The organism is Erythrobacter sp., from assembly GCF_023653175.1.
GTDB lineage: Bacteria > Pseudomonadota > Alphaproteobacteria > Sphingomonadales > Sphingomonadaceae > Erythrobacter.
This window is the reverse complement of record NZ_JAMNXL010000007.1, coordinates 1-23331: the sequence shown is the minus strand read 5'-3', so window position 1 is coordinate 23331 and position 23331 is coordinate 1. Positions and strand designations below refer to the sequence as shown.

The window sequence follows — 23331 nt, the reverse complement described above, 5'->3', positions numbered from 1 at the left end:
GGAGCGGGGAGTGCAGGGGAGGTGGGAGGGGAAGGCGTTTGCTCAGATCGCCGAGGAGAACTTGCGCGGGGCGGCGGAGCGGTACGCGTCGAACAGCGCGGCGATGACCCGGGCATAGGGCAGGCCTGCCGGGGCAATCGCAAGCTTCCGGCCGTGCAGCCGCGCAAGGCCCTCGTCGGTGAAGGGGGTCAGCCGATCGGACACCTGCGCAAGCAGATCCTCGGGGATGATCGCCTCGCCTTCGCACAACAGCGCCTCGATCACCGCCCCGCGGCGCTGGTCCTCGGGCGAGCGGGCGATGCCGTAGCTGGCGGACAGGCGCCCGGCCTCGCTCAGCTGGCGGTAGGTCGCGGTGTGCTTCTCGTTCTGGGCGTGGAGCCCGGGAAAGCCGCTGATCGCGCTCGCGCCCATGCCGATCAGCACCTCGGACGGGTCATCGGTGAACCCCTGGAAATTGCGCCGCAGCCGGCCCTGCTGCGCCGCGCGCGCCATGGGATCGTGGGGCAGCGCGAAGTGATCGAAGCCGATCGCCCGGTATCCGTCCGCCGTGAGGATGCGGTGCGCCTCGCTCGCCATGGTGAAGCGCGCTGCGGCGCCGGGCAGGTCGCCTTCGCGGATCATCGTCTGGCGCGGCACGAGGTGCGGCACATGGGCATAGCCGAACACCGCGATCCGGTCCGCGCCGAGCTTGCGGGTCATCTCGAGGCTGTCTTCCAGATCGGCCTCGCTCTGGTGGGGGAGGCCGTACATGAGGTCGAAGTTCAGCGAGGTGACGCCGCCCTTTCTCAGCCAGTCGGTGCTGCGGCAGATCATGGTGAGCGATTGCTCGCGCCCGATCGCCTTCTGGCAATGTGCGGCGAAGGTCTGCACGCCCATGCTCGCCCGGGTGATGCCGGTGCTGCCGAGCGCCGCACTCCATTCGGCGGTCAGGCTGCGCGGATCGAGCTCGATCGACCATTCGGGGGCGAACAGCGGCAGGTGGGCGTGGAGCGCATCGACGAGGGCGAGGAATTCGCCGGTCAGGATCGCGTTGGGGCTGCCCCCGCCAAAGGCGATGCGCCGCACCCGTGCGTCCTGTGGGAGCAGGCTGCCGACGGTCGCGATTTCCTGATGCAGCGCGGCAAGGTAGGCCTCGACGCGCGCGCGCTTGCCCGAGGCTGCGGTGTTGCAGCCGCAATAGAAGCAGATCTGCTCGCAGAACGGGATGTGGAGATAGAGCGAGATGTCCCCGCTGGCACCCGCGACCGCGCGCTCGATGGTGCCGGGCGCGAGCGGGCCGAAGTCCGCAGCTGTCGGGTAGCTGGTGTAGCGCGGCACGGGGGTCGCGAGCAGCTCGGGAATGTATGTCCACATGAGGCGCTTAAAGCGCTCCTGCCGCGCCCCGTCTTTGCGCGAGATCAAATAGTCCGTTTGGGGTGCTTTGTCTGGTCTCTCTCGCGGCAGGTGCCCGCGTGGCAGCCCTTGGGGTGGCAGTCGCGTTCGGGTGCGGGCTTGCCGTCTCCCACCGGGATTGTGATCGTGCCGCCGTTGCACAGCTGCATCGTCAGCGTCTGGCCCGGCGCGGCGGGCAGCGGGCCGATCATCACCGGCACCAGCACGGCGAGCGCGAAGGCGAGGGCGCCGGTCATGGCGCATCCTCCCCGGGCCCGGCCTCGTCGATGAGGATGCGGTGGGCGGCGCCCTCCATGTCGTCATATTGGCCGGCGCGCATCGACCACAGGAAGGCGACCAGCCCGAGCAGGCCCATGCCGAGCGCGATGGGGATGAGGAGAACGAGGCCGGTCATTTCGGGGCTCCGGGGGCCGCCCCCGCCAGCCGCAGCGAATTGGCGATCACCACCAGCGAACTCACCGACATGGCGATCGCGGCGACCAGCGGCGTCACCTGCCCGGTCAGCGCGAGCGGCACCGCGAGCGCGTTGTAGGCAATCGAGAAGCCGAAATTCTGGCGCACGATCCGCATGCACGCCTTCGCGACCCGCACGGCGAGCGCGACCGGCATCAGCGCTTCGCCGATGAACACCGCGTCGGCCGCCTGCTGGCTGGCGTCGGACGCGGTGCCCGGCGCGATCGAGGCGTGGGCGGCGGCGAGCGCGGGGCCATCATTGAGGCCGTCGCCAACCATCAGCGGGCGGTGCCCGTCGGCCTTGAGCGCCTCCAATGCGGCAAGCTTGGCGCGGGGGTCGGCCCCGCCCTGCGCGGGCAGACCGAGCGCGGCGGCGATGGCGGCGACGGGCGCGGCGCGGTCGCCCGAGAGGATGCGCGCGGGCAGGCCCTCGGCAGCGAGCGCGGCGATGGCGGCGGCGGCATCGGGACGCAGGGGATCGGCAAAGGCGATGACCTGACGGGTCTCGCCGATCCTCAGCGTGGTGGCGAGGGTATCGCTTGCGTCTTCGGGCTTTTCCAGCGCCACTCCCAGCCCCTGCCAGCGCCCGGCAAGCCCGGAGCCGCCCGCCTCGCGGATATCCTCGACCACGGCCGGGATCACGCCCTCGCGCAGGCATGCGGCGGCAAGCCCGCGGCTCAAAGGGTGGCGGCTGGTCTGGGCGAGCGCGAGCGCGATGCTGCGCGCTTGCGGGTCAAGGCTAGCAATGTCGGCGCGCGGTGTGCCGAGCGTCAGGGTGCCGGTCTTGTCGAGCACCGCCAGGTCGCATTCGGCAAGGCGCTCGAGCGCGCTGCCGTCCTTGACCAGAAGGCCCCGCCGCATGAGCGCGCCGCTCGCCACGACCTGTGCGGCGGGCACCGCAAGGCCCATCGCGCAGGGGCAGGTGATGATGAGGACGGCAATCGCGATGGTGAGCGAGGCGTGCCACCCTGCGCCCGCCGCCAGCCACCCAGCGAAGGCCATCAAGGCCAGCGTATGCACCACCGGCGCATAGAGCCGCGAGGCGCGGTCGGCGATGCGGACATAGGTGCTGCGCGATTGCCCCGCCTCGTCCATCGCCCGCGCGATCTCGGCGAGGGCTGTGTCCTCGGCCACATGGGTGAGGCGCATCTTGAGAGGGGCGCCCATGTTGATCGCGCCCGCATGCACCAGTGATCCGGGGGCGACAGGCTCGGGTGCGCTCTCGCCGGTGAGCATGGAATTATCGAGCGCAGCGCGGCCCTCGACCACCTCGCCATCCGCCGCCAGCGCTTCGCCTGCGGCGACCAGCACCAGCATTCCGGGCGCAAGGTCCTTGGCCGCCACGCGGCGCGTGGCGCCATCGGGCCCAATGACGCTGGCGCTCTTGCCCATCCGCCCCAGCAGCGCGCCGATCCCGGCCCGCGTCCGGGTGCGCATCTCGGCATCCAATGCGCGTCCGGCGAGGAGAAAGAACAGCAGCATCACCGCGGAATCGAAGAAGGCATGCGCGCCGCCGGTGATGGTCTCGTAGAGCGACATGCAGGTCGCGAGGATCACGCCGATGCTGATCGGCACGTCCATGTTGGTGCGCCGGTGCTTCAGCGCCATCCATGCGCTCGCGAAGAACGGGCGGCCCGCATAGGCGACCACCGGCAGGGCAATGGCGGCCGACAGCCAGTGGAACAGGCCTCTCGTGGCCCCCTCCGCCCCCGACCAGACACTGACCGAGAGCAGCATGATGTTCATCATCCCGAAGCCCGCGACCCCGAGCGCGCGGGTCAGGCGCTGGTGGTCGGCATCGTCGCTGGCCAGCGGATTGTCGGTGACCGGCTGGGATTCGAACCCCAAAGCGAGCAGGGCCGCGGCAAGGGCGCCTTCGTCCAGTGCCGGATCATGGCTGATCGCCACGCGCTTGGCCGAGAGGTTCGCGCGCGCCGCTGCGATGCCGGGAGTCTTCGCCAGCTCGCGCTCGATCTTGCCGATGCAGCCGGCGCATTTCATCCCAGGCACGGTCAGCCGGGTGGTGACGAGCGGGCTTTCTGCCGCGAGGTTGAGGACGGGCGCGTTCACCTCAGTTCAGCCTCCCCGGCCCAGGCTTCGTCGCCCGCGCGGATGGCGAGGCGCACCTGCCAGCGGCCGGGTGCCACGATCTCGTTCGAGACCCATTGCGCGGGGCCCTCAGGCGCGAAGGTCAGCGGCGTATCGGCGCGCAGGCCCAGCGGATGCGCGGCGGCTCCGGTGATGCGCGAATCTGCGGGGACGGCGAGGGTCTCGACCACCACGCGGCCGTCGGTGCGGCGGCGGGGCACCGCCTGCCAGCCCAGCGCCTTGGAGGCCGCTGCTTGGCGGAGCCAGCCGTTGTAATTCTGGCTGGCGACATAGGAATTGTCGACCACCGTGCCATGGAAGCTCCCCACCGCCTGCGATGCCATGAACAGGTTGACCGCGATCACCACCGCGAACCCGCCGACGAAGATGGCTGCCATGTGCTTGCCGGTGAAGGTACTGGATTTGCTCGCCATCATTCGGCTCCCGGCATGGCAAAGGTGGTTTCTGCGGTGTCGCTCTCGTGCTGTTCGTCCTGTGCGGTAAGGCGGAAGGCGAAGGCGCTGGCGGTGGCGCCGCTCGGCAGCAGCACATAGGCGCGCAGCACCCGCGTTTCATTGGCGCGGACGGTGACGGTCTGCGTTGGCGCGGCGTTTTCGAGGCTGATGCTGTCGGTCCACATCACGGCTCCGGCAGGCAGGCCCTGAAGCGCCACTTCCATGTCGCGCGGGCGGGCCTCCATGTTGCGCAGGCGCAGCGTGTAGGCGTTCCTGACCGAGCCGTCTTTGAGCAGCATGAAGGGCGGATTGCGGTCGGGCGCGACGGTGAGGTCGGTGTGGGTGCGGGTGCCGAGCGCGAACAGCAGCCCGGCGCCGATCCCCGCCCAGACGCCGAAATAGATGAAGGTTCGCGGCCGCAGCAGCGCTTTCCAGGCGGGCCGGGCAGGGGCGCCTGCGCGCTCCGCGTCGCATTGGTCGAGCGTCGCGTAATCGATGAGGCCGCGCGGGCGCCCGGTCTCCTTCATCACCCGGTCGCAGGCGTCGATGCACAGCCCGCAGGTGATGCAGCCGATCTGCTGGCCCTCACGGATGTCGATGCCGGTCGGGCAAACTGCCACGCACAGCTGGCAATCGATGCAGTCGCCGTATTTCTCGGGGTTCTTCGCCGCCTTCTTGAGGCTGCCGCGCTGCTCGCCGCGCCAGTCCTTGTAGGTGACGATCAGGCTCTTCTCGTCGAGCATGGCGGTCTGGATGCGCGGCCAGGGGCACATGTAGATGCACACCTGTTCGCGCATGAACCCGCCGAGCCAGAAGGTCGTGCCGGTCAGCACCGCAACGGTCGCATAGGCGATGGGGTCGGCGGTGCCGCTCCAGAAGTCGTGGGTGAGCGTCGGCGCGTCGGCGAAATACATGATCCACGCGCCGCCGGTCCAGAAGGCGATGGCGAGGTAGACCGCCCACTTGGCGAGGCGCCGCGCGGTCTTGGCGGCCGTCCACGGCGCCTTGTCGAGCCGCGCGCGGGCGTTGCGGTCGCCGTCGAAGAAGCGGTCGACGTGCTGGAACAGATCGGTCCACACCGTCTGCGGGCAGGCATAGCCGCACCAAGCGCGGCCCACGGCGCTGGTCACCAGGAACAGGCCGATGCCCGCCATGATCAGCAGCCCGGCGACAAAGTAGAACTCGTGCGGCCAGATCTCGATGTCGAACATGTAGAAGCGGCGGTTCGACAGATCGACCAGCACTGCCTGATCCGGGGCATAGGGCCCGCGATCCCAGCGCAGCCACGGGGTGGCGTAGTAGATGGTGAGGGTGATCACCATGATCGCCCACTTGAAGCGCCGGAAGGGCCCGTCGATCCGCTTGTTGTGGACGGTGCGCCCCGCCTCGTAGAGCGCCGAGCCCATGAACCCGGCACCCTCGTCGCTTGCAGGCGCGGGGGGTGGCGCGGGAGCAGTTGCCCCCTCGCTCCCCAGCGCCCCGGCCCAGTCGCGCTGGGGCTTGGGCGCTCCCGGGGCGGGGCGGTCGAGTTCGTCGGCGGGCGACAGGGGGGGGGACCTGAGGGGCTGTCCTACTTGGCGGCGACTTTCGCCGCCTCGGGCTGGGGTGCGGCGGGTGCAGGAGCCTGACCGCCGCCGCGGGCATGGACATAGGCGGCGAGCATCTTGATCGTCACCGGATCGAGCCGCCCCTGCCAGGCGGGCATGACGCCGTGACGGGGGGCAAGGATCTGCTTGCCTATCTCCGCCGCGCTGCCGCCATAGAGCCAGATCACGTCGTTCAATGCCGGGCCGCCGACTGCGGGCAGACCTTCGCCGCCCGCCCCGTGGCAGGCCGCGCAGTTGTCGGCGAACATCTGCGCGCCGGTGGCATTGGGCTTGGCCTTGCCGGAGAGCGACAGAACGTGCCCCGCGAGCGCGTTCACTTGGCCCGCATCAAAGCTGCCCTCGAAAGCGGGCATGAAGTTGCTCCGCGTCTCGGCCGCCGCATCCCAGCGGATGCCGTGGGTGAGGGTATATTCGATCTCGGTCAGCGTCCCGCCCCAGATCCAGTCGTCGTCATTGAGGTTGGGGTAGCCCGGCGATCCCGCCGCGCCCGCGCCGTGGCACTGGACGCAATTGACCTTGAACGCCGCCGCCCCGCCGGACACGGCCGCCTGCATCAGCTGCGGATCGGAAGGCAGCGCCTCGATCGGGGTTGCCGCGATCTTCGCCACCACGCCGGCGCGCGCGGCATCGGCGGCGCGCATCTCGGCGGCAAGATCGCCCCGGCTCGACCAGCCGAGCGTGCCGGCGGTGGCCCGGTCGATCAGCGGCCAGGCGGGGTAGAGCACCACATAGACGATGGCGAACAGGATCGTCGCGTAGAAGGTGTAGAGCCACCAGCGCGGTAGCGGGGTATTGAGTTCCTCGATCCCGTCCCATTCATGGCCGACGAATTCGGTGCCGGTGGGCTCGTCGATGCGCTTATTGCTCGTCATGGTCGTCATCCCTGAAGATCGAATGCTTGGCGTCCGCCACATGGGCGCGGGCGCCCGGGCGGAAGTGCCACAGGCACAAGGTCAGATAGAGCGCGCAGATCATCGCCAGCCCGTAGCTGTCGGCGAAGTGGCGCAGGGCGGTGTAGGCGGTCATCGGCCCTTATCCCCCTTGGTCAGCTGCTCCTGCGCGGCGGCGCTGTTCACGTCGACCAGCGTGCCGAGCATCTGGAGGTAGGCGACCAGCGCATCCATCTCGGTGACGCGGCTCGGATCCCCGTCGAAGTCGCGGATCTGCGCCTTGGGGTAGCGTGTGGCGAGATCGCCCGCGTCGGCCTCGGGGTTGGCCTGCGCCTCGAGATCGGCCTTGGCCGCGGCGATGTCCTTGTCCGAATAGGGCACGCCCACGTGCCGCAAGGCGGTGAGGTTGGCGGCCGGATCGGCGACCTCCAGCTTCGTCTCGGCGAGGAAGCTGTAGCCCGGCATGATGCTCTCGGGCACCACTTCCCGCGGGGCCTTGAGGTGCTGGACGTGCCAGGCATCCGAATAGCGCCCGCCGACCCGTGCCAGATCGGGCCCGGTGCGTTTCGAACCCCACTGGAAGGGGTGGTCGTACATGCTCTCGGCGGCGAGGCTGTAGTGACCGTAGCGCTCGACCTCGTCCCTGAAGGGGCGGATCATCTGGCTGTGGCAGACGTAGCAGCCCTCGCGGATATAGATGTCGCGCCCGGCCTGTTCGAGCGGGGTGTAGGGGCGCATCCCCTCGACCTTCTCGATCGTGTTGTCGATCCAGAATAGCGGCGCGATCTCAACGATCCCGCCGATCGCCACTACGCCCAGGGTGAGTGCGGCGAGCAAGGTGACGTTGCGTTCGAGCTTCTTGTGGCCCTCGAAGGCACCGGTGTTTGCGGGTGTGCTCATGGTGTCAGGTTCCCTGTCTGAGCGGTCATTCGGCCGGCTGGGCGATTGCGGGGACGGGCAGCGGCCGGTCGGCGGTCTCGTCGTGCGCGGTCTCGCCCATCGGGGCTTCCTCGCGCAGGCGTCCGGCGATGGTCATGGCGATGTTATAGGCCATGATGATGGCGCCGCTGAGGTACATCAGGCCGCCGACGGCGCGCAGGATGTACATCGGGTGGAGCGCCGCGACGGTGTCGACGAAGCTGTTCACGAGGTAACCGTCCGCGCCATATTCGCGCCACATCAGCCCCTGGGTGATCCCGGCCACCCACATCGAGGAGGCGTAGAAAACGATCCCCAACGTCGCGAGCCAGAAGTGCCAGTTGATCATCCGCAAGGAGTACAGCCGCTCGCGGTTCCACAGGCGCGGCACGAGGTAGTAGACGCAGGCGAAGGTGATCATCCCGTTCCACCCCAGCGCGCCGGAGTGGACATGGCCGATGGTCCAGTCCGTGTAGTGCGACAGCGAGTTCACCGCCTTGATGCTCATCAGCGGGCCCTCGAAGGTGCTCATCCCGTAGAAGGCGAGCGCGAGGACCATCATGCGGATGATCGGATCGGTGCGCACCTTGTCCCACGCGCCGTTCAAGGTCATCAGACCGTTGATCATCCCGCCCCAGCTGGGCATCCACAGCATCACCGAGAACACCATGCCCAGCGTCTGCGCCCAGTCGGGCAGCGCGGTGTAGTGAAGGTGGTGCGGGCCGGCCCAGATGTAGAGGAAGATCAGCGACCAGAAGTGGATGATCGACAACCGATAGGAATAGACCGGGCGGTTCGCCTGCTTCGGCACGAAGTAGTACATCATGGCGAGGAAGCCCGCGGTGAGGAAGAAGCCCACCGCATTGTGGCCGTACCACCACTGGGTCAGCGCATCCTGCACGCCTGAGAAGGCAGAATAGCTCTTGGCGCCCAGGAAGCTCACCGGCAGCGCGAGGTTGTTGACCACGTGCAGCATGGCGATGGTGATGATGAAGGCGAGGTAGAACCAGTTGGCCACATAGATGTGCGGCTCGCGCCGGTTCAGGATCGTGCCGACGAAGACGGCAAGATAGGCGAGCCACACGACCGTCAGCCACAGGTCGACATACCATTCGGGCTCGGCATATTCCTTCGACTGGGTGATGCCGAGCAGATAGCCGGTCGCGGCGAGCACGATGAACAGCTGGTAGCCCCAGAACACGAAGCGCGCCGTGCCGGGCAGCGCCAGCGTGGTGCGGCAGGTGCGCTGGACGACATAGAAGCTGGTGGCGAGCAGCGCGTTGCCGCCGAAGGCGAAGATCACCGCGCTGGTGTGCAGCGGGCGCAGCCGTCCGAAATTGAGGTAGGGTTCAAGGTTCAGCTGCGGGAAGGCCAGCTGCGCGGCGATGACCACGCCCACCAGCAGCCCCGCGATGCCCCAGAACATCGTCGCGATCACGCCCCAGCGGATCACGTCGTCATCATAGCGGCCCGCCCCCGGAGGCATCCGGAAGATGCTCTGGGCCTTTGCCAGCGGGTCATAGCTGGTGGCTGTGGCGACAATCAGGATCACCGCCACAAGGCCGACGATCCCCATGTGGATCGCGAACCCGCTGTCGGGGGTGAGCGCGATGGCGGCGATACTGGCCATGAGGACAAGCGCCCACATGCCCAGCCGCTTAACGACTGTTTCCATTTTGAATTATCCCTTCCGTCGGAGCGATCCCTACCGCGCCTCAGCGTCTTGTGTGTTTGACCGAAATCAAAATTGGTTCAGTTTTTCGCAGGCCCCCCGCGCCCGGCGATGCGGGCAAGCGCGCCGACATCGGTGATCGCGACCTTCGAGCGGCCCTCGGTCTCGACCAGCCCCGCCTCGCGCAGCTCGGTGAGCTGGCGGCTGACGGTCTCGATGGTGAGGCCCAGAGAATCGCCGATGTCCCGGCGGCTCATCGGCAGCGCGAAGGCGCAGGTGCCGGCCCTGCAATCGGCCAGCCGCTCGGCCATCGAGACGAGGAAATCGGCGATCCGTGCCGCAGCCGACTTGTGTCCCAGCTGCATCATCCGCGTGCGCGAGCGGTGCAGTGCCTGGAGCGAGCGGGTGAGCACCGATCGCAGCACCGCCGGATCGCCCTGGGCATGGTCGAGAAAGCGGTCCGAGGGGAAGATCACCAGATCGCACGCGGTGAGCGCAACGAGGCGGAAATCGCCGTCCTTCTGGCGCAGCACCGAGACGAGATCGCCCGCGAAGTGGAAGGCGAGCACCTGCCCCCCCGGCGTGCCCGCCGCCAGCGCCGCAGGGCCGCGCGCGACCAGCTTGGCCGCGCCGCTCGCGAGCCATACCAGCCGGTCGGTCTCGGGATCGGGGGCAAGCTCCTCGCCCCGCGCCAGCTGCGCCGCCTCACCGAGCGCGCACAGCCCGTCCGCCACGCGCCCTTCGCCCGTTCCGGCCGGCAGAGCGGCGCGGAATTGCTCGAGCCCGAAGGCGGGCGGCTGGGGGCTGAGTGTCGCCATGATGGATTTCGCAATGGCGCCTCAAAGCGCAATGGTCTTTGATTCCGATCAATGAGGCGCAGCCGCGTGGCGGGTTATTCGGCCCCCACAGGCAGCAACCATCCTGGGCCGCGGAGGGCGGCCGCTGCTGCCGTTAAGGACGAAGAAATGAAGTTATTTCCGATGCTTGGCGTCGCCGTGCTGGCGCTCGCCGCGACGCCTGCCGTGGCACAGGGTGACGAGGCCGACCGTGCCGGCGATATCCAGTTCAAGGTGCTCGGCACCTATGTTGCGCCCGACGGGGCGATCACCGACATCAACGTCAATCTGCCCGGCCTCCCCGCGAGTTTGCAGACCGAGGCGAATGACAATGTCACGCCGACGGTCGCGATCGAATGGTTCGTGACCAACAACATCTCGATCGAGACCATCGCCGGGATGACCCAGCACGATGTCGACACCGTCGCCGGGCTCCCGGCCGGGGCCGAGCTGGTCTCGGACGCCAAGCTGATCCCCGCAACCGTGACGGCGAAGTATCACTTCGACCTCGGCGGCGCGAAGCCCTACGTGGGCGCAGGGCCCGCGCTGTTCCTGTGGGTCGGCGATGATCCGGGCGCGGCGACCCTGCCGCTGGGCGTGACCGAGACCAACCTCTCGAACGAGCTGGGCCTTGCGCTGCAAGCCGGGATCGACGTGCCGATCGGCGACAAGGGCTTCGGCCTCAGCCTCGATGTGAAGCGCTACTTCATCGACACCACCGCGCGCTGGTTCGTCGGCAATACCCTCGCGATCGAGACCGAGCACAAGCTCGATCCGTGGCTGATCAGTGCGGGCGTTGCTTACCGCTTCTGATCCGGGAAAAGGCGCGGCAAAAGCCCCGCCGGCCGGAATGCGGCTGGCGGGGCTTTTGCTGTGTGCCGATGCCGGGCGGCGCGCGGCCGTTGCCCGGTCGTGTGCATGTCATGCGCGGGTGGTGCAGACGCGGTAATGCCAGAATGGCAATGCTTCACGTGAAACATTGCCATTCTGGTTAGCCCGCATTCCGCTCAGAAATTGTACTGCGTCGAAAGCTGCACCCGTTGCAGATTGCCGCTGCGCCCGTCCTCGAGCGTGCGGGTCGCATACATCACTTCCACCCCGACATTGAGCGGCCCGACCGGGTTCCAGATCAGGTTGGCAAAGGCGTTCCAGCTCTCGTCGGTGACCTGGTTGGTGGTGAGGCGGACCGGATTGTCGGCCTTGAAGTACGAGCCCCCGAGGTTCGAACGCAGCCTGTCCCCCCAGACGTGGCGATAGGCGGCGAAGCCTGACCAGGTGAAGATCGGGTCGAGCGTCCCATCCGTCTTGATCGCGGCATCGTTGACGATGTTGAGGCCGATATAGCGCCCGAGGCCATCGCCCGCGGTCGCCATGAACCGCAAATCGTCCTTCGCGCCGACCTTGAGCTTGCCCGAGAGGCTGAGGCCATAGCCCCACGCGGCATCGTCCACGCCCATCAGATCGTCGGTGGAAACGTGCAGCTGGCGCAGGATCCCGGCAGCGGTAAAGGTGCCCCAGTCGCCGCTCCAGTTGTAGCGGCCGACGATGTCGGGGATCTGGTCGTCGCCCGGCGTGACCATCGATCCGTTCTGCGCGGTGACCACGGTCTCGGGCTGCTCGACCGCGATCTGCAGGCCCCCCTTGGTGTAGCGGATCAGCGGCTGGCGATCGAACACCGTGCCCGGCGTCACCCCGATGAAATCGAGCGAATCCGGCAGCGCGGTCACATTCTGGAAGGTCGACCAGCCCTGCCCGAAGGTCCAGTTGTCGTAATTGATCAGCGCATGGCGGATGCGCGGGGTGAAGCTGTTGGTGACCCGTTCATTGCCGCCGTCAGTGACGTTGAAATCGAGCTCGATCAGGCTGGAGAGCTTGTGATCGGTGCCGACATCGGTCTCGGTCTTGAACAGGAAGCGGGTCTGGCGGGCGGAGAAATCGGTGTCGAACCCGCTCGCCCGACCGCCAACGGGGATCGAGGAGGGGAAAAGGAAGTCGCGCAGGATCGAGTTGCCCGCGATCTGCCCGCCGCTGGTGCGCTGGCTGACCGCGTCGAGCTTGACATAGCCGCCATAGGTGACGCGGGTCTTGCCCATCCGGAACCCCTCGCCTGGCGCGATCGCGAACTCGATGAGCTTGTCCGACATCTCGGCCTGCTTCGTGGCGAGGGTGCGGGTGGTCGCTTCGGTCTCTTCGACCTCGCTGCGCATCGCCTGCTGCTCGGCCCGGATCGCCCCGGTTTCGGCGCGGACCGCTGCCAGTGCCGCGGCCTGCTCGGCCTTTGCACTTGCTTCTGCATCGAGCCGCGTGATCAGCCCCTCGACCATCCGCTCGAGCCGGTCGAGCCGCGCCTCGACGCTCTGCTCCTGCGCCAGCGCGGGCGCCGCGGACAGCATGCTCGCCCCCAGCAGCGCCGCCCGGAAGGCCCGGGCCACTCCCGAATTCATCATGCGTTCCTCCCATCCTCTCTTATGACTGGCAGAATGGGACGAACCGGGAGGGCCGGACAGCTAGCGGATAGTCGTAAGACCTTTGTCTGATGGGGCGGGGCGTGTAGCCTGATGTAAAAGAAGGCCGAGAATTAGGGAGAGTCGAGATGATCCACGCTGTCGAGCGGCCCCAAGCCCACACGCCCACGCATTGCACGCCTGCGCAGTATGACGCGATGTACCGCGCCTCGGTGGAGACGCCCGACGCCTTCTGGCTTGAGCAGGCGCAGCGGCTCGATTGGGCCAAGGCGCCGACGGTGGGCGGGGACTGGGCCTATGATCCGGTTCGCATCGCGTGGTTCGAGGATGGCGCGCTCAACCTGTGCCACAACGCGGTCGACCGGCACCTGCCCGAACATGCCGACCGGACCGCGCTGATCTTCGAGCCCGACGATCCGGCCACGCCCTCGCGCAAGCTCACCTATGGCGAACTCCATGCCGAGGTGGTGCGGATGGCCAATGCCTTGAAGAAGCTGGGAGTCACGCGCGGGGAGCGGGTGACGATCTACATGCCGATGATCCTTGAAGGGGTGGTCGCGATGCTCGCCTGCGCAAGGCTGGGCGCGGTCCATTCGGTGGTGTTCGGCGGCTTCTCGCCCGAGGCGCTCGCCGGAAGGATCGAGGATTGCGGCAGTCGCTTCGTCATCACTGCGGACGAGGGCCTGCGCGGCGGCAAGCACATTCCCTTGAAGGCCAATGTCGACGCCGCGCTGGCGCTGGCCGCCCATGCGACCCATGTCGCGGGCGTGCTGGTGATCCCGCACACCGGCGGCGCGATTGCGATGGTGGAGGGCCGCGATCACTGGCTTGCCGACCTCGTCAGCGACGAGGATTGCCCCTGCGAGGTCATGGGCGCGGAAGACCCGTTGTTCATCCTCTACACAAGCGGCTCGACCGGCAAGCCCAAGGGCGTTCTCCACACCACCGGCGGCTACGGCGTGTGGACCGCGACGACCTTCCACTACATCTTCGACTACCAGCCCGGCGAAGTGTTCTGGTGCACCGCCGATATCGGCTGGGTGACTGGTCATAGCTATGTCGTCTACGGCCCGTTGTTCAACGGAGCGACGGCCGTCGTGTTCGAGGGCGTGCCCAACTACCCCGATCACGGTCGGTTCTGGGACGTGGTCGACAAGCACCAGGTCAACATCATCTACACCGCCCCCACCGCCATCCGCGCGCTGATGCGCGAGGGCGATGCCCACGTGACCAGCCGCAGCCGCGCGTCCTTGCGCCTGCTCGGCAGCGTCGGCGAGCCGATCAACCCGGAAGCCTGGCGCTGGTATTTCGACGTGGTGGGCGAGGGCCGCTGCCCGGTGATCGACACCTGGTGGCAGACCGAAACCGGCGGCTGCATGATCACCACGCTCCCCGGCGCGCATGACATGAAGCCGGGGAGCGCGGGCCTGCCGTTCTTCGGCATCCGTCCGCAATTGGTCGACAGCGAGGGCGGGGTGATGGACGGCGCGGCCGAGGGGAACCTGTGCATCACGCACTCATGGCCGGGGCAGGCGCGCAGCATCTATGGCGATCACGAGCGCTTCGGGCAGACCTATTTCAGCACCTACAAGGCCAAGTATTTCACCGGCGACGGCTGCAAGCGCGACGCGGACGGATACTACTGGATCACCGGCCGGGTCGACGATGTCATCAACGTCTCGGGTCACCGCATGGGCACGGCGGAAGTCGAGAGCGCGCTGGTGCTCCACCCCAAGGTCGCCGAGGCCGCAGTGGTCGGCTACCCGCACGACATCAAGGGGCAGGGCATCTATTGCTACGTCACCCTCAACGTGGGCGAGGAAGGGTCGGACGCGCTGCTGGCGGAACTCAAGGCGCACGTCCGCAAGGAAATCGGCCCGATCGCCACGCCCGATATCATCCACTTCACCGACGGCCTGCCCAAGACCCGCTCGGGCAAGATCATGCGCCGCATCCTGCGCAAGATCGCCGAGAACGAGTTCGGCGCGCTCGGCGACACCTCGACCCTCGCCGACCCCTCGCTGGTCGAGCGGCTGATCGAAGGTCGGCAGAACCGCTAGTTCGATGGGGGGGCGCATCATCATTGCCGATGATCATCCGCTGTTCCGCAGCGCGCTGGCCCATGCGGTCGGCAAGGTGTGGGAGGGAGGCGCGATCATCGAGGCCTCGAGCGCAGCCGAGGCGCGCACCGCGCTGGCCGATGGCGGCGCGGAGGCGCTGCTGCTCGACCTGCATATGGCGGATTCCTCAGGGTTGTCGGTGCTGATGGACCTGCGTCAGGATTACCCCGCGCTGCCCGTCGTCATCGTATCGGCCTCCGAGGAGCCGCGGGTCGCGGCGGCGGCGGCGCAACTGGGCGCGGCGGGGTTCATCCCCAAGTCGGCGAGCCTCGAGGCGATGCGCGAGGGCCTCGCCGCGGTGCGCGATGGCGATGCGTGGTTCCCCGAAACCGCCGCGGGCACGGACGATGATCTCGCCCGGATCGCAAGCCTGACGCCCGCCCAGCGGCGCATTCTGGCGGGCATCAGACAAGGCCTGCTCAACAAGCAGATCGCCTATGAACTCGCGATCTCCGAGGCGACGGTGAAGGCGCATATCACCGCGATCCTGCGCAAGCTCGGGGTCGGCAGCCGGACGCAGGCGGTGCTGCTCGCCGCAAAGCTCGATGTCGATCAGCCGGTGGCAGATCCGGCGAGGGCCTGAGCCGCGTTATCGCGGCCCTGCGCCAGCGCGGTAGCGATCAGCGCGCGCAGCGCGGCGGGCGGGGCGGGCTTGAGCAGGCGGTTGGCAAGCATGCGCGCGGCGGCCCACTCGGTCTCCTCGGAGCCCTCCGCGGTGAGCAGGATCGCGGGGCAGCGGCTGCCCCAATCCTCGCACAGCGCCGCGAAGGCCGCATCGCCGCGTTCCTCATCGTCGAGCCGGTAATCCATGATCGCAAGCTCGGGAGCGAGCGGTGCCGCTGCTCGCGCCTCGGCAAGGCTGGCGGCGGTCGTCACCTGCAGCCCCCAGCGGGTCAGCAGCGCGGCAGTCGCGGCGAGGGCGGCGGGGTCGTTGTCGACCACCAGCACCCGCGCCGCGCCCAACCCTGCCGTGCTGCGCGCGGGCACAAGCCTGACTGCCGGAGCCGCCTCGCGCCGCAGCACCGGCATGGCCAGCGCAAAGCGGCTGCCGCGGCCGGGGCGCGAGGTCGTTTCCACCTCCACCGCAAGCAGCCGCGCCGCGCGCCGGACGATGGCGAGGCCAAGGCCCAACCCCTCGCGGTCGGTCGAGGCACCGCGCTCGAACTCGCCGAAGATGCGCTCGATGTCCTCGGGCGCGATCCCCCTTCCGGTGTCGTGAACGCAGATCACCGCCGCCGCGCCGCGCCGCCGCACCCCGATCAGCACGCCGCCCTTGGAGGTGTAGCGCACCGCATTGCCGATGAGGTTGCGCAGCACGGCGGTCAGCAGCGCGCGGTCGGCCATCACCCATACGCTTGTCCGCACGCGCCTTAGCTTGAGCCCCTTGGCCTGCGCTTGCAGGGTGAACTCGCGCGCGACGTCCTCGAATAGCTGGTCGAGCGCGATGGGCTCAGGCGCAGGCACCACCCCGCCGCTGTCGAGCTTGGAAATCTCCAGCAGCACGCGGATCAGCCGGTCGGCCGCAACAATCGAGCCATCGAGATCGGCGACCAGCCGCTCCAAGGCCGCTTTCCCGTTCACCTCCTCGCCGAGCGCGGAGGCGAACAGGCGCGCGGCGTTGAGCGGCTGGATCAGATCGTGGCTCGCTGCGGCAAGGAAGCGGGTCTTGGACTGGGTCGCCTGCGCCAGCAGCGCATTGGCTTCGCTGAGCTGGCGGGTACGCTCGGCGACCTTGTCCTCCAGCGCCTGCTCGGCCCGGCGGTCCAGCGTGATGTCGGTGTAGGAGGTGGTGTAGCCGCCGCCGGGCGTGGGCGCGCCGACGATCCGGAGCACACGTCCGTCATGCTGCACCCGCTCGATCCGGTGCTCGGTCCCGGCGCGCATATAGGCGAGCCGGCGCTCGACCTGCGCGCCGATCTCGGCCTCGCTGAGCGCCCCGCGCGCAAGGTTGAAGCGGATGAGGTCGGCAATCGGGGTGCCGACGGTGACGAGCTTGTCGGGCAGGTCGAACAGCTGCTGGTAGCGGCTGTTCCATGCCACCAGCCGCATCTCGCCGTCGACCAGCGCTACGCCCTGGTCGATCGATTCGATCGCGGTCTGGAGCAGCTCGGCGGAAAAGGACAGGCGGCGCTGGGTCTCGTCGAACATCGCGACGACCTCGGGCAGCGGGATCGGATCGCCTCCTGCCCATGAACCCACCAGCATCCGCGCCGAGGACGTGCCGATCACGCCCGAGATAACCCGCTCCGCCAGCTCCAGCACCGCCGCGCCCGCCGGATCGCCGTTGCGCATCTGCAAGGGGGCGAGTGCGGCATCGGCCCGCTCGCGCCCGACGAACTGGGCGAGCAGCGCGCGCACGTCGCCCAGCCGCTTGGCGGTGGCGTGGCGGGGGAGCTCTCCGGGCATCGGCGTGCCCACGAACGCGGCGGCCTGCGCCTGGTCGAGCAGCGAAGGGCGCACCAGCGCCGAGACCAGCCAGTAGAGCGCGATGTTGATCCCGAGGCTCAGGACCACGCCCGAAACCAGCGGATCGGGGTGGATACTGACCAGCGGCACGGTGTCGCTCGCTGCGGGCCAGATAAGCAGCGCGAGCCACAGCGCAAAGCCGGTCGCGAGGCCCGTCAGCATGCCTGCGCGGTTGCCGTGCTGGCTCACCATGCCCAGCACCAGCCCCGGCGCGAACTGCGCGGCGGCGGCAAAGGCGAGGGTGCCCATGCCGGCAAGGTCGGTCACCCCGGCAAAGCCGCGGTAGAAGGCATAGGCCGCGGCGAGCAGCGCGGCGATTACCACGCGGCGGATCAGCAACAGGCGGCCCGCGATGCGGCTGCGGTCGCCGCGCCCGGCCAGCGCGCGGCGCAGCAGCAGCGGGGCGACAAGGTCGTTGGTGATCATGATCGACAGCGCCACGCAGGCGACCACGATCATGCCGGTCGCCGCCGAAAAGCCGCCGAGGAACACCAGCACTGCCAGCCACGGAGCGTCGCGGGCGAGGGGGAGGGCGAGCACGATGGTGTCGGGATCGGTCCCCGCCGGGAGCAGCGCGAGGCCCGCCAGCACGATCGGCACGATCACCGCGGCGGTCACGGCGAGATAGGCCGGCAGCACCCAGCGCATCGCGGGCGAAGCACGTTCGCCCGGGGCCTCGATGAAGCTCATATGGAACTGGCGCGGCAGGCACAGGATCGCGGTGCCGGCGATAAGCGTGAGGACCGCAAAGCGCGCGTCGAGCTGGCCGGGGGCAAGCAGCACCGGGCTGGCCGGAAGCGGCGCGCCGCCGCTGCTGACCAGCCACCACAGCGCCAGCGCAGCCACCGCAAGTAGCGCGGCGAGCTTGACCACCGCCTCCAGCGCGATGGTCAGCACCAGCCCTGCATTGTTCCCCGGCCGGTCGGCGCGGCGCGAGCCGAACAGGATCGCGAACAGCCCCATCAGCGCGGCCACGATCAGCACCAGCTCGTCCGCCGCCACCTGCGCGCGCAGGTCGGGGGCCATCAGCAGCAGGGTCGTGCCGACCGATTGCAGCTGGAGAGCCATGTAGGGCAGCGTCCCCGCGCTGGCGATGACCGTGACCAGCGCGGCGAGGCTGGCGCTCTTGCCGTAGCGGGCGGACAGGAAGTCGGCGATCGAGGTCGAATGCTGCGCCTTGGCCTGCGCGAGGATCTTTTTGACGAGCCCGAAGCCCAGGGTGAAGACGAGGATCGGGCCGAGGTAGATCGCCAGATAGTCGAGCCCCGCGGTGGCGGCGGTTCCCACCCCGCCGAAAAAGGTCCAGCTCGAACAATAGACCGCAAGGCTGAGGCCGTAGATCGTGCCCGAGCGCCTCTGGAGCCAGCCAGTGGCTGCGCCCTGCCGGTCGCGCCACGCGGCCAGCCAGAACAGCGCGCCCAGATAAAGTGTGGCGGCCGCGAGAGCCGCGCCCAGCATCATGACCCCATCCTCTCCCTCATGCAGGAAGCTACCGCAACCGCGCCCACAAGCAAAGGGGCGGCGCCCTCGCGGACGCCGCCCCTCCCTTGCGACCCTTGCGGGCTGGCTCAGTCGTCGATGTTGCGCTTGAAGGTTTCGGGGAGGAACAGCAGCCCCGCCACCACGGTGAGCGCGCAGATGATGATCGGATACCACAGCCCGTAGTAGATATCCCCCGTCGCCGCGACCATCGCGAAGGCGGTGGTGGGCAGGAAGCCGCCGAACCAGCCGTTGCCGATGTGGTAGGGCAGGCTCATCGCGGTGTAACGGATGCGGGTGGGGAACAGCTCCACCAGCAGCGCGGCGATCGGCCCATAGACCATCGTCACCAGCAGCACGAGGTAGGTCAGCACCGCGACCACCATGACGGTGTTCATCGCGTCCGGGTCCGCCTTGGCGGGGTATCCCGCCTGGGCGAGCGCCGCCTTCACCTCCTTCTGGAAGGCATCGATGGCCGCCTTGCGCTCCTCGCCCGTCACCTTGGCCGGATCGGGCGCGGTGAAGGTCTGGGCCCCCACCTTGACCTGCGCGATGGCACCTGCAGCCGCTTGCGTGTTGCTGTAGCTTACCGCGCTCTTGGCGAGGAACGACTTGGCGATGTCGCAGCTCTTGGCATCGAACTTGTTCTTGCCAATCGGGTCGAACTGCACTGAGCACTCGTTATTGTTGACGATCACGCTGACCGGCGCCGCTGCCTGCGCCTGGGCGAGCGCCGGGTTGGCGGCCTCGGCCAGCATGTGGAAGGCGGGGAAGTAGGTGACCGCGGCCAGCGCGCAGCCGGTCAGGATGATCTTTTTGCGCCCGATCTTGTCCGACAGCCAGCCGAAGAAGACGAAAAACGGTGTGCCGATGGCCAGCGCCACCGCGATCAGGATGTTGGTGGTAGCACCGTCAACCAGCAGCATCTTCTCGAGGAAGAACAAGGCGTAGAACTGGCCAGTGTACCACACCACCGCCTGCCCCGCGACCGCGCCAAGCAGCGCGATGAGCGCCCAGCGGCCGTTCTTCCAGTTGCCGAAGGCCTCCGAGATCGGCGCCTTGGAATTGGTGCCTTCGTCCTTCATCTTCTGGAAGACCGGGCTTTCCTGCAGCTGCATGCGGATCCACAGTGACACGCCGAGCAGCACCGCCGAAACGAGGAACGGCACGCGCCAGCCCCAGTCCTTGAAGGCCTCCTCGCCGATGAGAGTGCGGGTGCCGATCACCACCAGCAGCGCGGCGAACAGGCCGAGCGTCGCGGTGGTCTGGATGAAGCTGGTATAGAGCCCGCGCTTGTTGTTGGGCGCGTGCTCGGCGACATAGGTGGCAGCGCCGCCGTATTCGCCGCCCAGCGCGAGGCCCTGCAGCAGCCGCAGCAGCACCAGCATGATCGGTGCCGCGACTCCGATGCTGACATAGGAAGGCAGCACGCCGACCGTGAAGGTCGATGCGCCCATCAGGCCCATGGTCACGAGGAAGGTGTATTTGCGCCCGACCAGATCGCCCAGCCGCCCGAACACCAGTGCGCCGAAGGGCCGGACCGCAAAGCCGGCGGCAAAGGCCGCGAGGGCGAAGATGAAGCCGGTGGTCTCGTTCACCCCCGAAAAGAATTGTGCCGAGATGATCGTGGCCAGGAGGCCATAGAGGTAGAAGTCGTACCACTCGAACACCGTCCCCAGCGACGAGGCGAGGATGACGCGCTTTTCGGTCCCCGTGGCCTCGTGGTGCTTGGGCAGCGCGCCGTCATATGCCGTTGCCATAATCGCTCTCCCGCTTGTGCGCCCGGTCCTGCGCGGCGATCCTGCCGCACCTGCCGAGGCCTTGCAAACTCGCGCGTTCGGGCCTGCGGGGATAGCTAGACCTTGGTCGGATGGGGGCGGGATTGCGCAGGGCCACGCCCCCGACACGAAAAGGCCGCCGGGGCGCGAACCCCGGCGGCCTCTTGAAGCCGTCACGGTGCGGGCAATCAGCCCTCGCGGGTGCCCGACAGCGGCATCGCGCCGAAGGCGCCGGCGTTGACCGAGCCGGTCAGGGTGTCGCCGTCGATGGTCGCTTCGCAATCGAGCGTCATCGGCATCGGCACGACCATGTTCATCTTCCACTTGATGGTGTTGCCCTCGACCGTGCCGCCGGCAATGTCCATCGAGCCGAGGCTGCCGATCAGCGAGCCCGAGAAGGTGTCGCCATCGGGCACCACGGTGAGGGTGCCGGACTGGTCGCCCATCGGGCTCTTGACGGTGGTCTTGTAGGTACCTGCAACGGACATGATCCATCTCCTCCTTGTGGTCCGGACCATGGGTGACCCGGCTCGGTTGCTCGCGTTATTTACACTGATGTCAGCGCGCTTCAACCGGTTTCCGGCTGTCGCGCGCTGACCGCATTCCCTTTTTCCGCCGCGCTCCTCAGAGCTTGTCGGCTTCCAGATATTCGACCGGCATGCCGAGCGTCTCGAGCTGGCTGTCGATCTGCTTGCGATCGCCGACCACCACGATCACCAGATCGTCCTTGCCGAGATACTGGTCGGCCGCCGCGTTGATCTTGGCGGCGTCGATGGCGCGGTAGATGTCCGGCAGCTGCGTCTGGTAATCGGCCGGCCGCCCGAGCAACTGGTTGCCGAGCACCGCCGAGAGCACCTGGCCATTCGTCTCGAAGCGGTTGGGCAGGCCGCGGATATTGCCCTCGGTCACCCGCTGGAGCTCGGTCTGGTCGACCCCCTTGCTGGCCGGGAAGGCTTCGAGGTTGCCGAGGATCGCGCGGATCGAATCCGCCGTGCGGTCGGACTGCACCGGGGTGAAGACGCTGAAGGCGCGCGGCCCCGCCCCGGCGCTGATGCCGCTGCGGATGCCATAGGTCCAGCTCTTCTCCTCGCGCAGATCCATGTTGAGGCGCGACAGGAAGCCGTCGCCGATCACCTCGTTGGCAAGGTCGAGCGCCTCGCGCCCGCCGTCAGTCCCGCGCAGCGGCAGCACCCGGCCGAGCAGCAGCACGCTCTGCGGGCTGTTGGGGCGGTCGATCACCACCAGCCGCGAGACCGCAGGCGGCACCGCGGCGTCGAGGTTCTTGAGCGGCTTCGATCCGGCCGGCGCCTTCCAGTCGCCGAAGGACTTCTCGAGCGCAGCGACCAGTTCGGGCATGGTGATGTCGCCAACCACGGTGATGCGGGCATTGTCAGGACGCAGCCAGCGGCCGTGTTCGGCGCGCAATGCCGCCGGATCGAGCGCGGTGATGACCTCGGGCAGGCCGCGTGCGCCGACGCTGCCATAGGGGTGGTCGGGGCCGTAGAGGATCGGGCCGATGGCGCGCTGCGCAAGGCCGATGGGATTGGCGCGCTCCTGCGCGATTGCCGCCAGCCGCTGGGCCTTCACCCGCGCGACATCCGCCTCGTTGAAGGCCGGATTGCGGACGATCTCGGACATCAGCGCCAGCGAGGGGGCGAGGTTCACGGTCAGCGCGTTCATCTGCACGATGCTCGTATCAGTGCCCGCCCCGGCCGAGATCGAGGCGCCGAGGCGTTCTTTCTCGATCGCGATCTGCTCTGCGGTGAGGGTCAGCGTGCCCTCTTCGAGCAAGCCCATCATCAGCGACTGCGTGCCCGCGCGCGCCGGGCCGTCGGCGGCGTTGCCGGCATCGAAGGTGATCGCGACGCTGACCTTGGGGATCGCGGTGCGCCGCGCCAGCGAAACCTCCATGCCATTCGTCAGCCGCGCGGTTTCGACCGCGGGGAAGGTCAGCGCCCCGACCGGCGCGACCGCAGGGGCTTCGCGCGGGGGCGCGGTGCGGGAGACGGTGAGCGGGGTCTTGGGATCGGGAGTGATCGCCGCGGCGGTGTCCTCGTCACCCCAGCCGCCCATCTTGCCGCCGTCGAGCGTGCGCTCGCCCGGCTGGATGGTGAGCGTGTAGGACGGCCGGCCGAGCCAGCGCTGCATGGCGCCCTGCACCTGTTCGGGGGTGAGCCGGGCGAAGCCTTCCAGCGCCTTCTTGTAGTACGCCGGATCGCCGGTGTAGAGCAGCCCCTCGGCGAGAGTGATGCCCTTGCCGCCGAAGCCGCCGACCTGTTCCAGTGCGTCGATCTGCCCGGAAACGATCTGGGTCGCGGCGCGGGCAAGCTCGTCCTGCGTCGGCCCGCGCGCGACCAGTTCGTCGATGATCGCATTGAACTTGGCCTCGGCCACCGCCGGGTCGACCCCCGGCTTCACGTCCATCTGCGCCTGGAGGAAGCTCAATTGTTCGTGCTGCTGGGCATTGGCGCTGACCGAGACCGCGACTTGATCGCCGCGCACCAGCGCATTGTCGAGCCGCGAGGAAGCGAGCCCGCCCAGCACCGACAGCCCGGCCGCAAGCGGCACCGCGTCAGGGTGGTTGATCGCGGGCCCCGTCCAGCTGCGCATGATGCGGGTGACCGGCACCTGATCGGTGATGGTGTCGCGCTTGTCCGTCGCCAGCGTCACCGGCTCGGCCTTGGTGCTGACCACCTCGGGCCCGCGCGGGAT

The 23331-nt window shown here is 68.4% G+C and carries 19 protein-coding genes; 3 read left to right on the top strand and 16 right to left on the bottom strand.

Annotation, left to right across the window (positions count from 1 at the left end):
- Positions 1–42 precede the first annotated feature (42 nt).
- From NBV68_RS01805 to NBV68_RS01755, 11 genes are all read right to left on the bottom strand, one after another.
- Entirely contained in the window at positions 43–1353 is a 1311-nt protein-coding gene (locus NBV68_RS01805; protein WP_296306711.1) for a radical SAM protein, read from the bottom strand.
- A 44-nt stretch (positions 1354–1397) separates the two neighbouring features.
- Entirely contained in the window at positions 1398–1628 is a 231-nt protein-coding gene (locus NBV68_RS01800) for a hypothetical protein (RefSeq protein ID WP_296306709.1), read from the bottom strand.
- The gene (gene ccoS / locus NBV68_RS01795; protein WP_296306707.1) at positions 1625–1786 is read right to left on the bottom strand and encodes a cbb3-type cytochrome oxidase assembly protein CcoS; all 162 of its coding nucleotides are present in this window, start codon (positions 1784–1786) and stop codon (positions 1625–1627) included. The genes NBV68_RS01800 and ccoS overlap by 4 nt, the downstream gene beginning before the upstream one ends.
- Positions 1783–3915, bottom strand: a complete 2133-nt coding sequence (locus NBV68_RS01790; RefSeq protein WP_296306705.1) for a heavy metal translocating P-type ATPase — start codon at positions 3913–3915, stop codon at positions 1783–1785. Before NBV68_RS01790 ends, ccoS begins: the two co-directional genes overlap by 4 nt.
- Complete coding sequence (locus tag NBV68_RS01785) at positions 3912–4370, bottom strand: FixH family protein (RefSeq protein WP_366067298.1); 459 nt, start codon at positions 4368–4370, stop codon at positions 3912–3914. Before NBV68_RS01785 ends, NBV68_RS01790 begins: the two co-directional genes overlap by 4 nt.
- Positions 4367–5794: a cytochrome c oxidase accessory protein CcoG gene (gene ccoG / locus NBV68_RS01780; protein WP_296306703.1), complete on the bottom strand. Its 1428-nt coding sequence runs from the start codon at positions 5792–5794 to the stop codon at positions 4367–4369. The genes NBV68_RS01785 and ccoG overlap by 4 nt, the downstream gene beginning before the upstream one ends.
- Before the next feature lie 164 nt (positions 5795–5958).
- The gene (ccoP, locus tag NBV68_RS01775) at positions 5959–6867 is read right to left on the bottom strand and encodes a cytochrome-c oxidase, cbb3-type subunit III (protein WP_296306701.1); all 909 of its coding nucleotides are present in this window, start codon (positions 6865–6867) and stop codon (positions 5959–5961) included.
- Positions 6854–7021 carry a cbb3-type cytochrome c oxidase subunit 3 gene (locus NBV68_RS01770; protein ID WP_296306700.1) on the bottom strand — a complete coding sequence of 56 codons (168 nt, stop codon included), beginning with the start codon at positions 7019–7021 and terminating at the stop codon, positions 6854–6856. The genes ccoP and NBV68_RS01770 overlap by 14 nt, the downstream gene beginning before the upstream one ends.
- A complete protein-coding gene (ccoO, locus tag NBV68_RS01765; RefSeq protein ID WP_296306699.1) occupies positions 7018–7785 on the bottom strand; it encodes a cytochrome-c oxidase, cbb3-type subunit II in 768 nt (255 codons plus the stop codon). Before ccoO ends, NBV68_RS01770 begins: the two co-directional genes overlap by 4 nt.
- A gap of 25 nt (positions 7786–7810) precedes the next feature.
- Positions 7811–9478: a cytochrome-c oxidase, cbb3-type subunit I gene (gene ccoN / locus NBV68_RS01760; protein WP_296306698.1), complete on the bottom strand. Its 1668-nt coding sequence runs from the start codon at positions 9476–9478 to the stop codon at positions 7811–7813.
- A 77-nt stretch (positions 9479–9555) separates the two neighbouring features.
- Positions 9556–10293: a helix-turn-helix domain-containing protein gene (locus NBV68_RS01755; protein WP_296306697.1), complete on the bottom strand. Its 738-nt coding sequence runs from the start codon at positions 10291–10293 to the stop codon at positions 9556–9558.
- A gap of 147 nt (positions 10294–10440) precedes the next feature.
- On the opposite strand from NBV68_RS01755, the gene NBV68_RS01750 reads away from it, so the two are divergent.
- Positions 10441–11124 carry an OmpW family outer membrane protein gene (locus NBV68_RS01750; RefSeq protein WP_296306696.1) on the top strand — a complete coding sequence of 228 codons (684 nt, stop codon included), beginning with the start codon at positions 10441–10443 and terminating at the stop codon, positions 11122–11124.
- A 194-nt stretch (positions 11125–11318) separates the two neighbouring features.
- Here NBV68_RS01750 and NBV68_RS01745 read toward each other — a convergent pair whose 3' ends face one another.
- Positions 11319–12758, bottom strand: coding sequence for a DcaP family trimeric outer membrane transporter (locus tag NBV68_RS01745; protein WP_296306695.1), 1440 nt, complete (start codon positions 12756–12758; stop codon positions 11319–11321).
- 146 nt (positions 12759–12904) lie between these two features.
- Here NBV68_RS01745 and acs point away from each other — a divergent pair, with 146 nt between their 5' ends.
- Positions 12905–14836 (top strand): acetate--CoA ligase, encoded by a 1932-nt coding sequence (gene acs / locus NBV68_RS01740; protein ID WP_296306694.1) that lies wholly within the window; start codon positions 12905–12907, stop codon positions 14834–14836.
- Positions 14837–14840: 4 nt separating this feature from the next.
- Complete coding sequence (locus NBV68_RS01735; RefSeq protein ID WP_296306693.1) at positions 14841–15479, top strand: response regulator transcription factor; 639 nt, start codon at positions 14841–14843, stop codon at positions 15477–15479.
- On the opposite strand, the gene NBV68_RS01730 is transcribed toward NBV68_RS01735, so the two are convergent.
- The 4 genes from NBV68_RS01730 to NBV68_RS01715 all read right to left on the bottom strand — a co-directional run.
- Positions 15449–18823, bottom strand: a complete 3375-nt coding sequence (locus NBV68_RS01730) for a PAS-domain containing protein (RefSeq protein ID WP_296306692.1) — start codon at positions 18821–18823, stop codon at positions 15449–15451. The two genes, NBV68_RS01735 and NBV68_RS01730, sit on opposite strands and share 31 nt — an antisense overlap.
- A gap of 107 nt (positions 18824–18930) precedes the next feature.
- Positions 18931–20601, bottom strand: coding sequence for an MFS transporter (locus NBV68_RS01725; RefSeq protein WP_296306691.1), 1671 nt, complete (start codon positions 20599–20601; stop codon positions 18931–18933).
- Positions 20602–20807: 206 nt separating this feature from the next.
- Positions 20808–21107 (bottom strand): hypothetical protein, encoded by a 300-nt coding sequence (locus tag NBV68_RS01720; protein WP_296306690.1) that lies wholly within the window; start codon positions 21105–21107, stop codon positions 20808–20810.
- A gap of 136 nt (positions 21108–21243) precedes the next feature.
- A partial coding sequence (locus NBV68_RS01715) for an insulinase family protein (RefSeq protein ID WP_296306689.1) occupies positions 21244–23331 on the bottom strand: 2088 nt, incomplete at its 5' end.

Bases quoted from the DNA above. Each gene is read 5' to 3' on its own strand.
- NBV68_RS01805 (WP_296306711.1), bottom strand. From the start codon at position 1,353: ATGTGGACATACATTCCCGAGCTGCTCGCGACCCCCGTGCCGCGCTAC.
- NBV68_RS01800 (WP_296306709.1), bottom strand. From the start codon at position 1,628: ATGACCGGCGCCCTCGCCTTCGCGCTCGCCGTGCTGGTGCCGGTGATG.
- ccoS (WP_296306707.1), bottom strand. From the start codon at position 1,786: ATGACCGGCCTCGTTCTCCTCATCCCCATCGCGCTCGGCATGGGCCTG.
- NBV68_RS01785 (WP_366067298.1), bottom strand. From the start codon at position 4,370: ATGATGGCGAGCAAATCCAGTACCTTCACCGGCAAGCACATGGCAGCC.
- ccoG (WP_296306703.1), bottom strand. From the start codon at position 5,794: ATGGGCTCGGCGCTCTACGAGGCGGGGCGCACCGTCCACAACAAGCGG.
- ccoP (WP_296306701.1), bottom strand. From the start codon at position 6,867: ATGACGAGCAATAAGCGCATCGACGAGCCCACCGGCACCGAATTCGTC.
- NBV68_RS01770 (WP_296306700.1), bottom strand. From the start codon at position 7,021: ATGACCGCCTACACCGCCCTGCGCCACTTCGCCGACAGCTACGGGCTG.
- ccoO (WP_296306699.1), bottom strand. From the start codon at position 7,785: ATGAGCACACCCGCAAACACCGGTGCCTTCGAGGGCCACAAGAAGCTC.
- ccoN (WP_296306698.1), bottom strand. From the start codon at position 9,478: ATGGAAACAGTCGTTAAGCGGCTGGGCATGTGGGCGCTTGTCCTCATG.
- NBV68_RS01755 (WP_296306697.1), bottom strand. From the start codon at position 10,293: ATGGCGACACTCAGCCCCCAGCCGCCCGCCTTCGGGCTCGAGCAATTC.
- NBV68_RS01750 (WP_296306696.1), top strand. From the start codon at position 10,441: ATGAAGTTATTTCCGATGCTTGGCGTCGCCGTGCTGGCGCTCGCCGCG.
- NBV68_RS01745 (WP_296306695.1), bottom strand. From the start codon at position 12,758: ATGATGAATTCGGGAGTGGCCCGGGCCTTCCGGGCGGCGCTGCTGGGG.
- acs (WP_296306694.1), top strand. From the start codon at position 12,905: ATGATCCACGCTGTCGAGCGGCCCCAAGCCCACACGCCCACGCATTGC.
- NBV68_RS01735 (WP_296306693.1), top strand. From the start codon at position 14,841: ATGGGGGGGCGCATCATCATTGCCGATGATCATCCGCTGTTCCGCAGC.
- NBV68_RS01730 (WP_296306692.1), bottom strand. From the start codon at position 18,823: ATGATGCTGGGCGCGGCTCTCGCGGCCGCCACACTTTATCTGGGCGCG.
- NBV68_RS01725 (WP_296306691.1), bottom strand. From the start codon at position 20,601: ATGGCAACGGCATATGACGGCGCGCTGCCCAAGCACCACGAGGCCACG.
- NBV68_RS01720 (WP_296306690.1), bottom strand. From the start codon at position 21,107: ATGTCCGTTGCAGGTACCTACAAGACCACCGTCAAGAGCCCGATGGGC.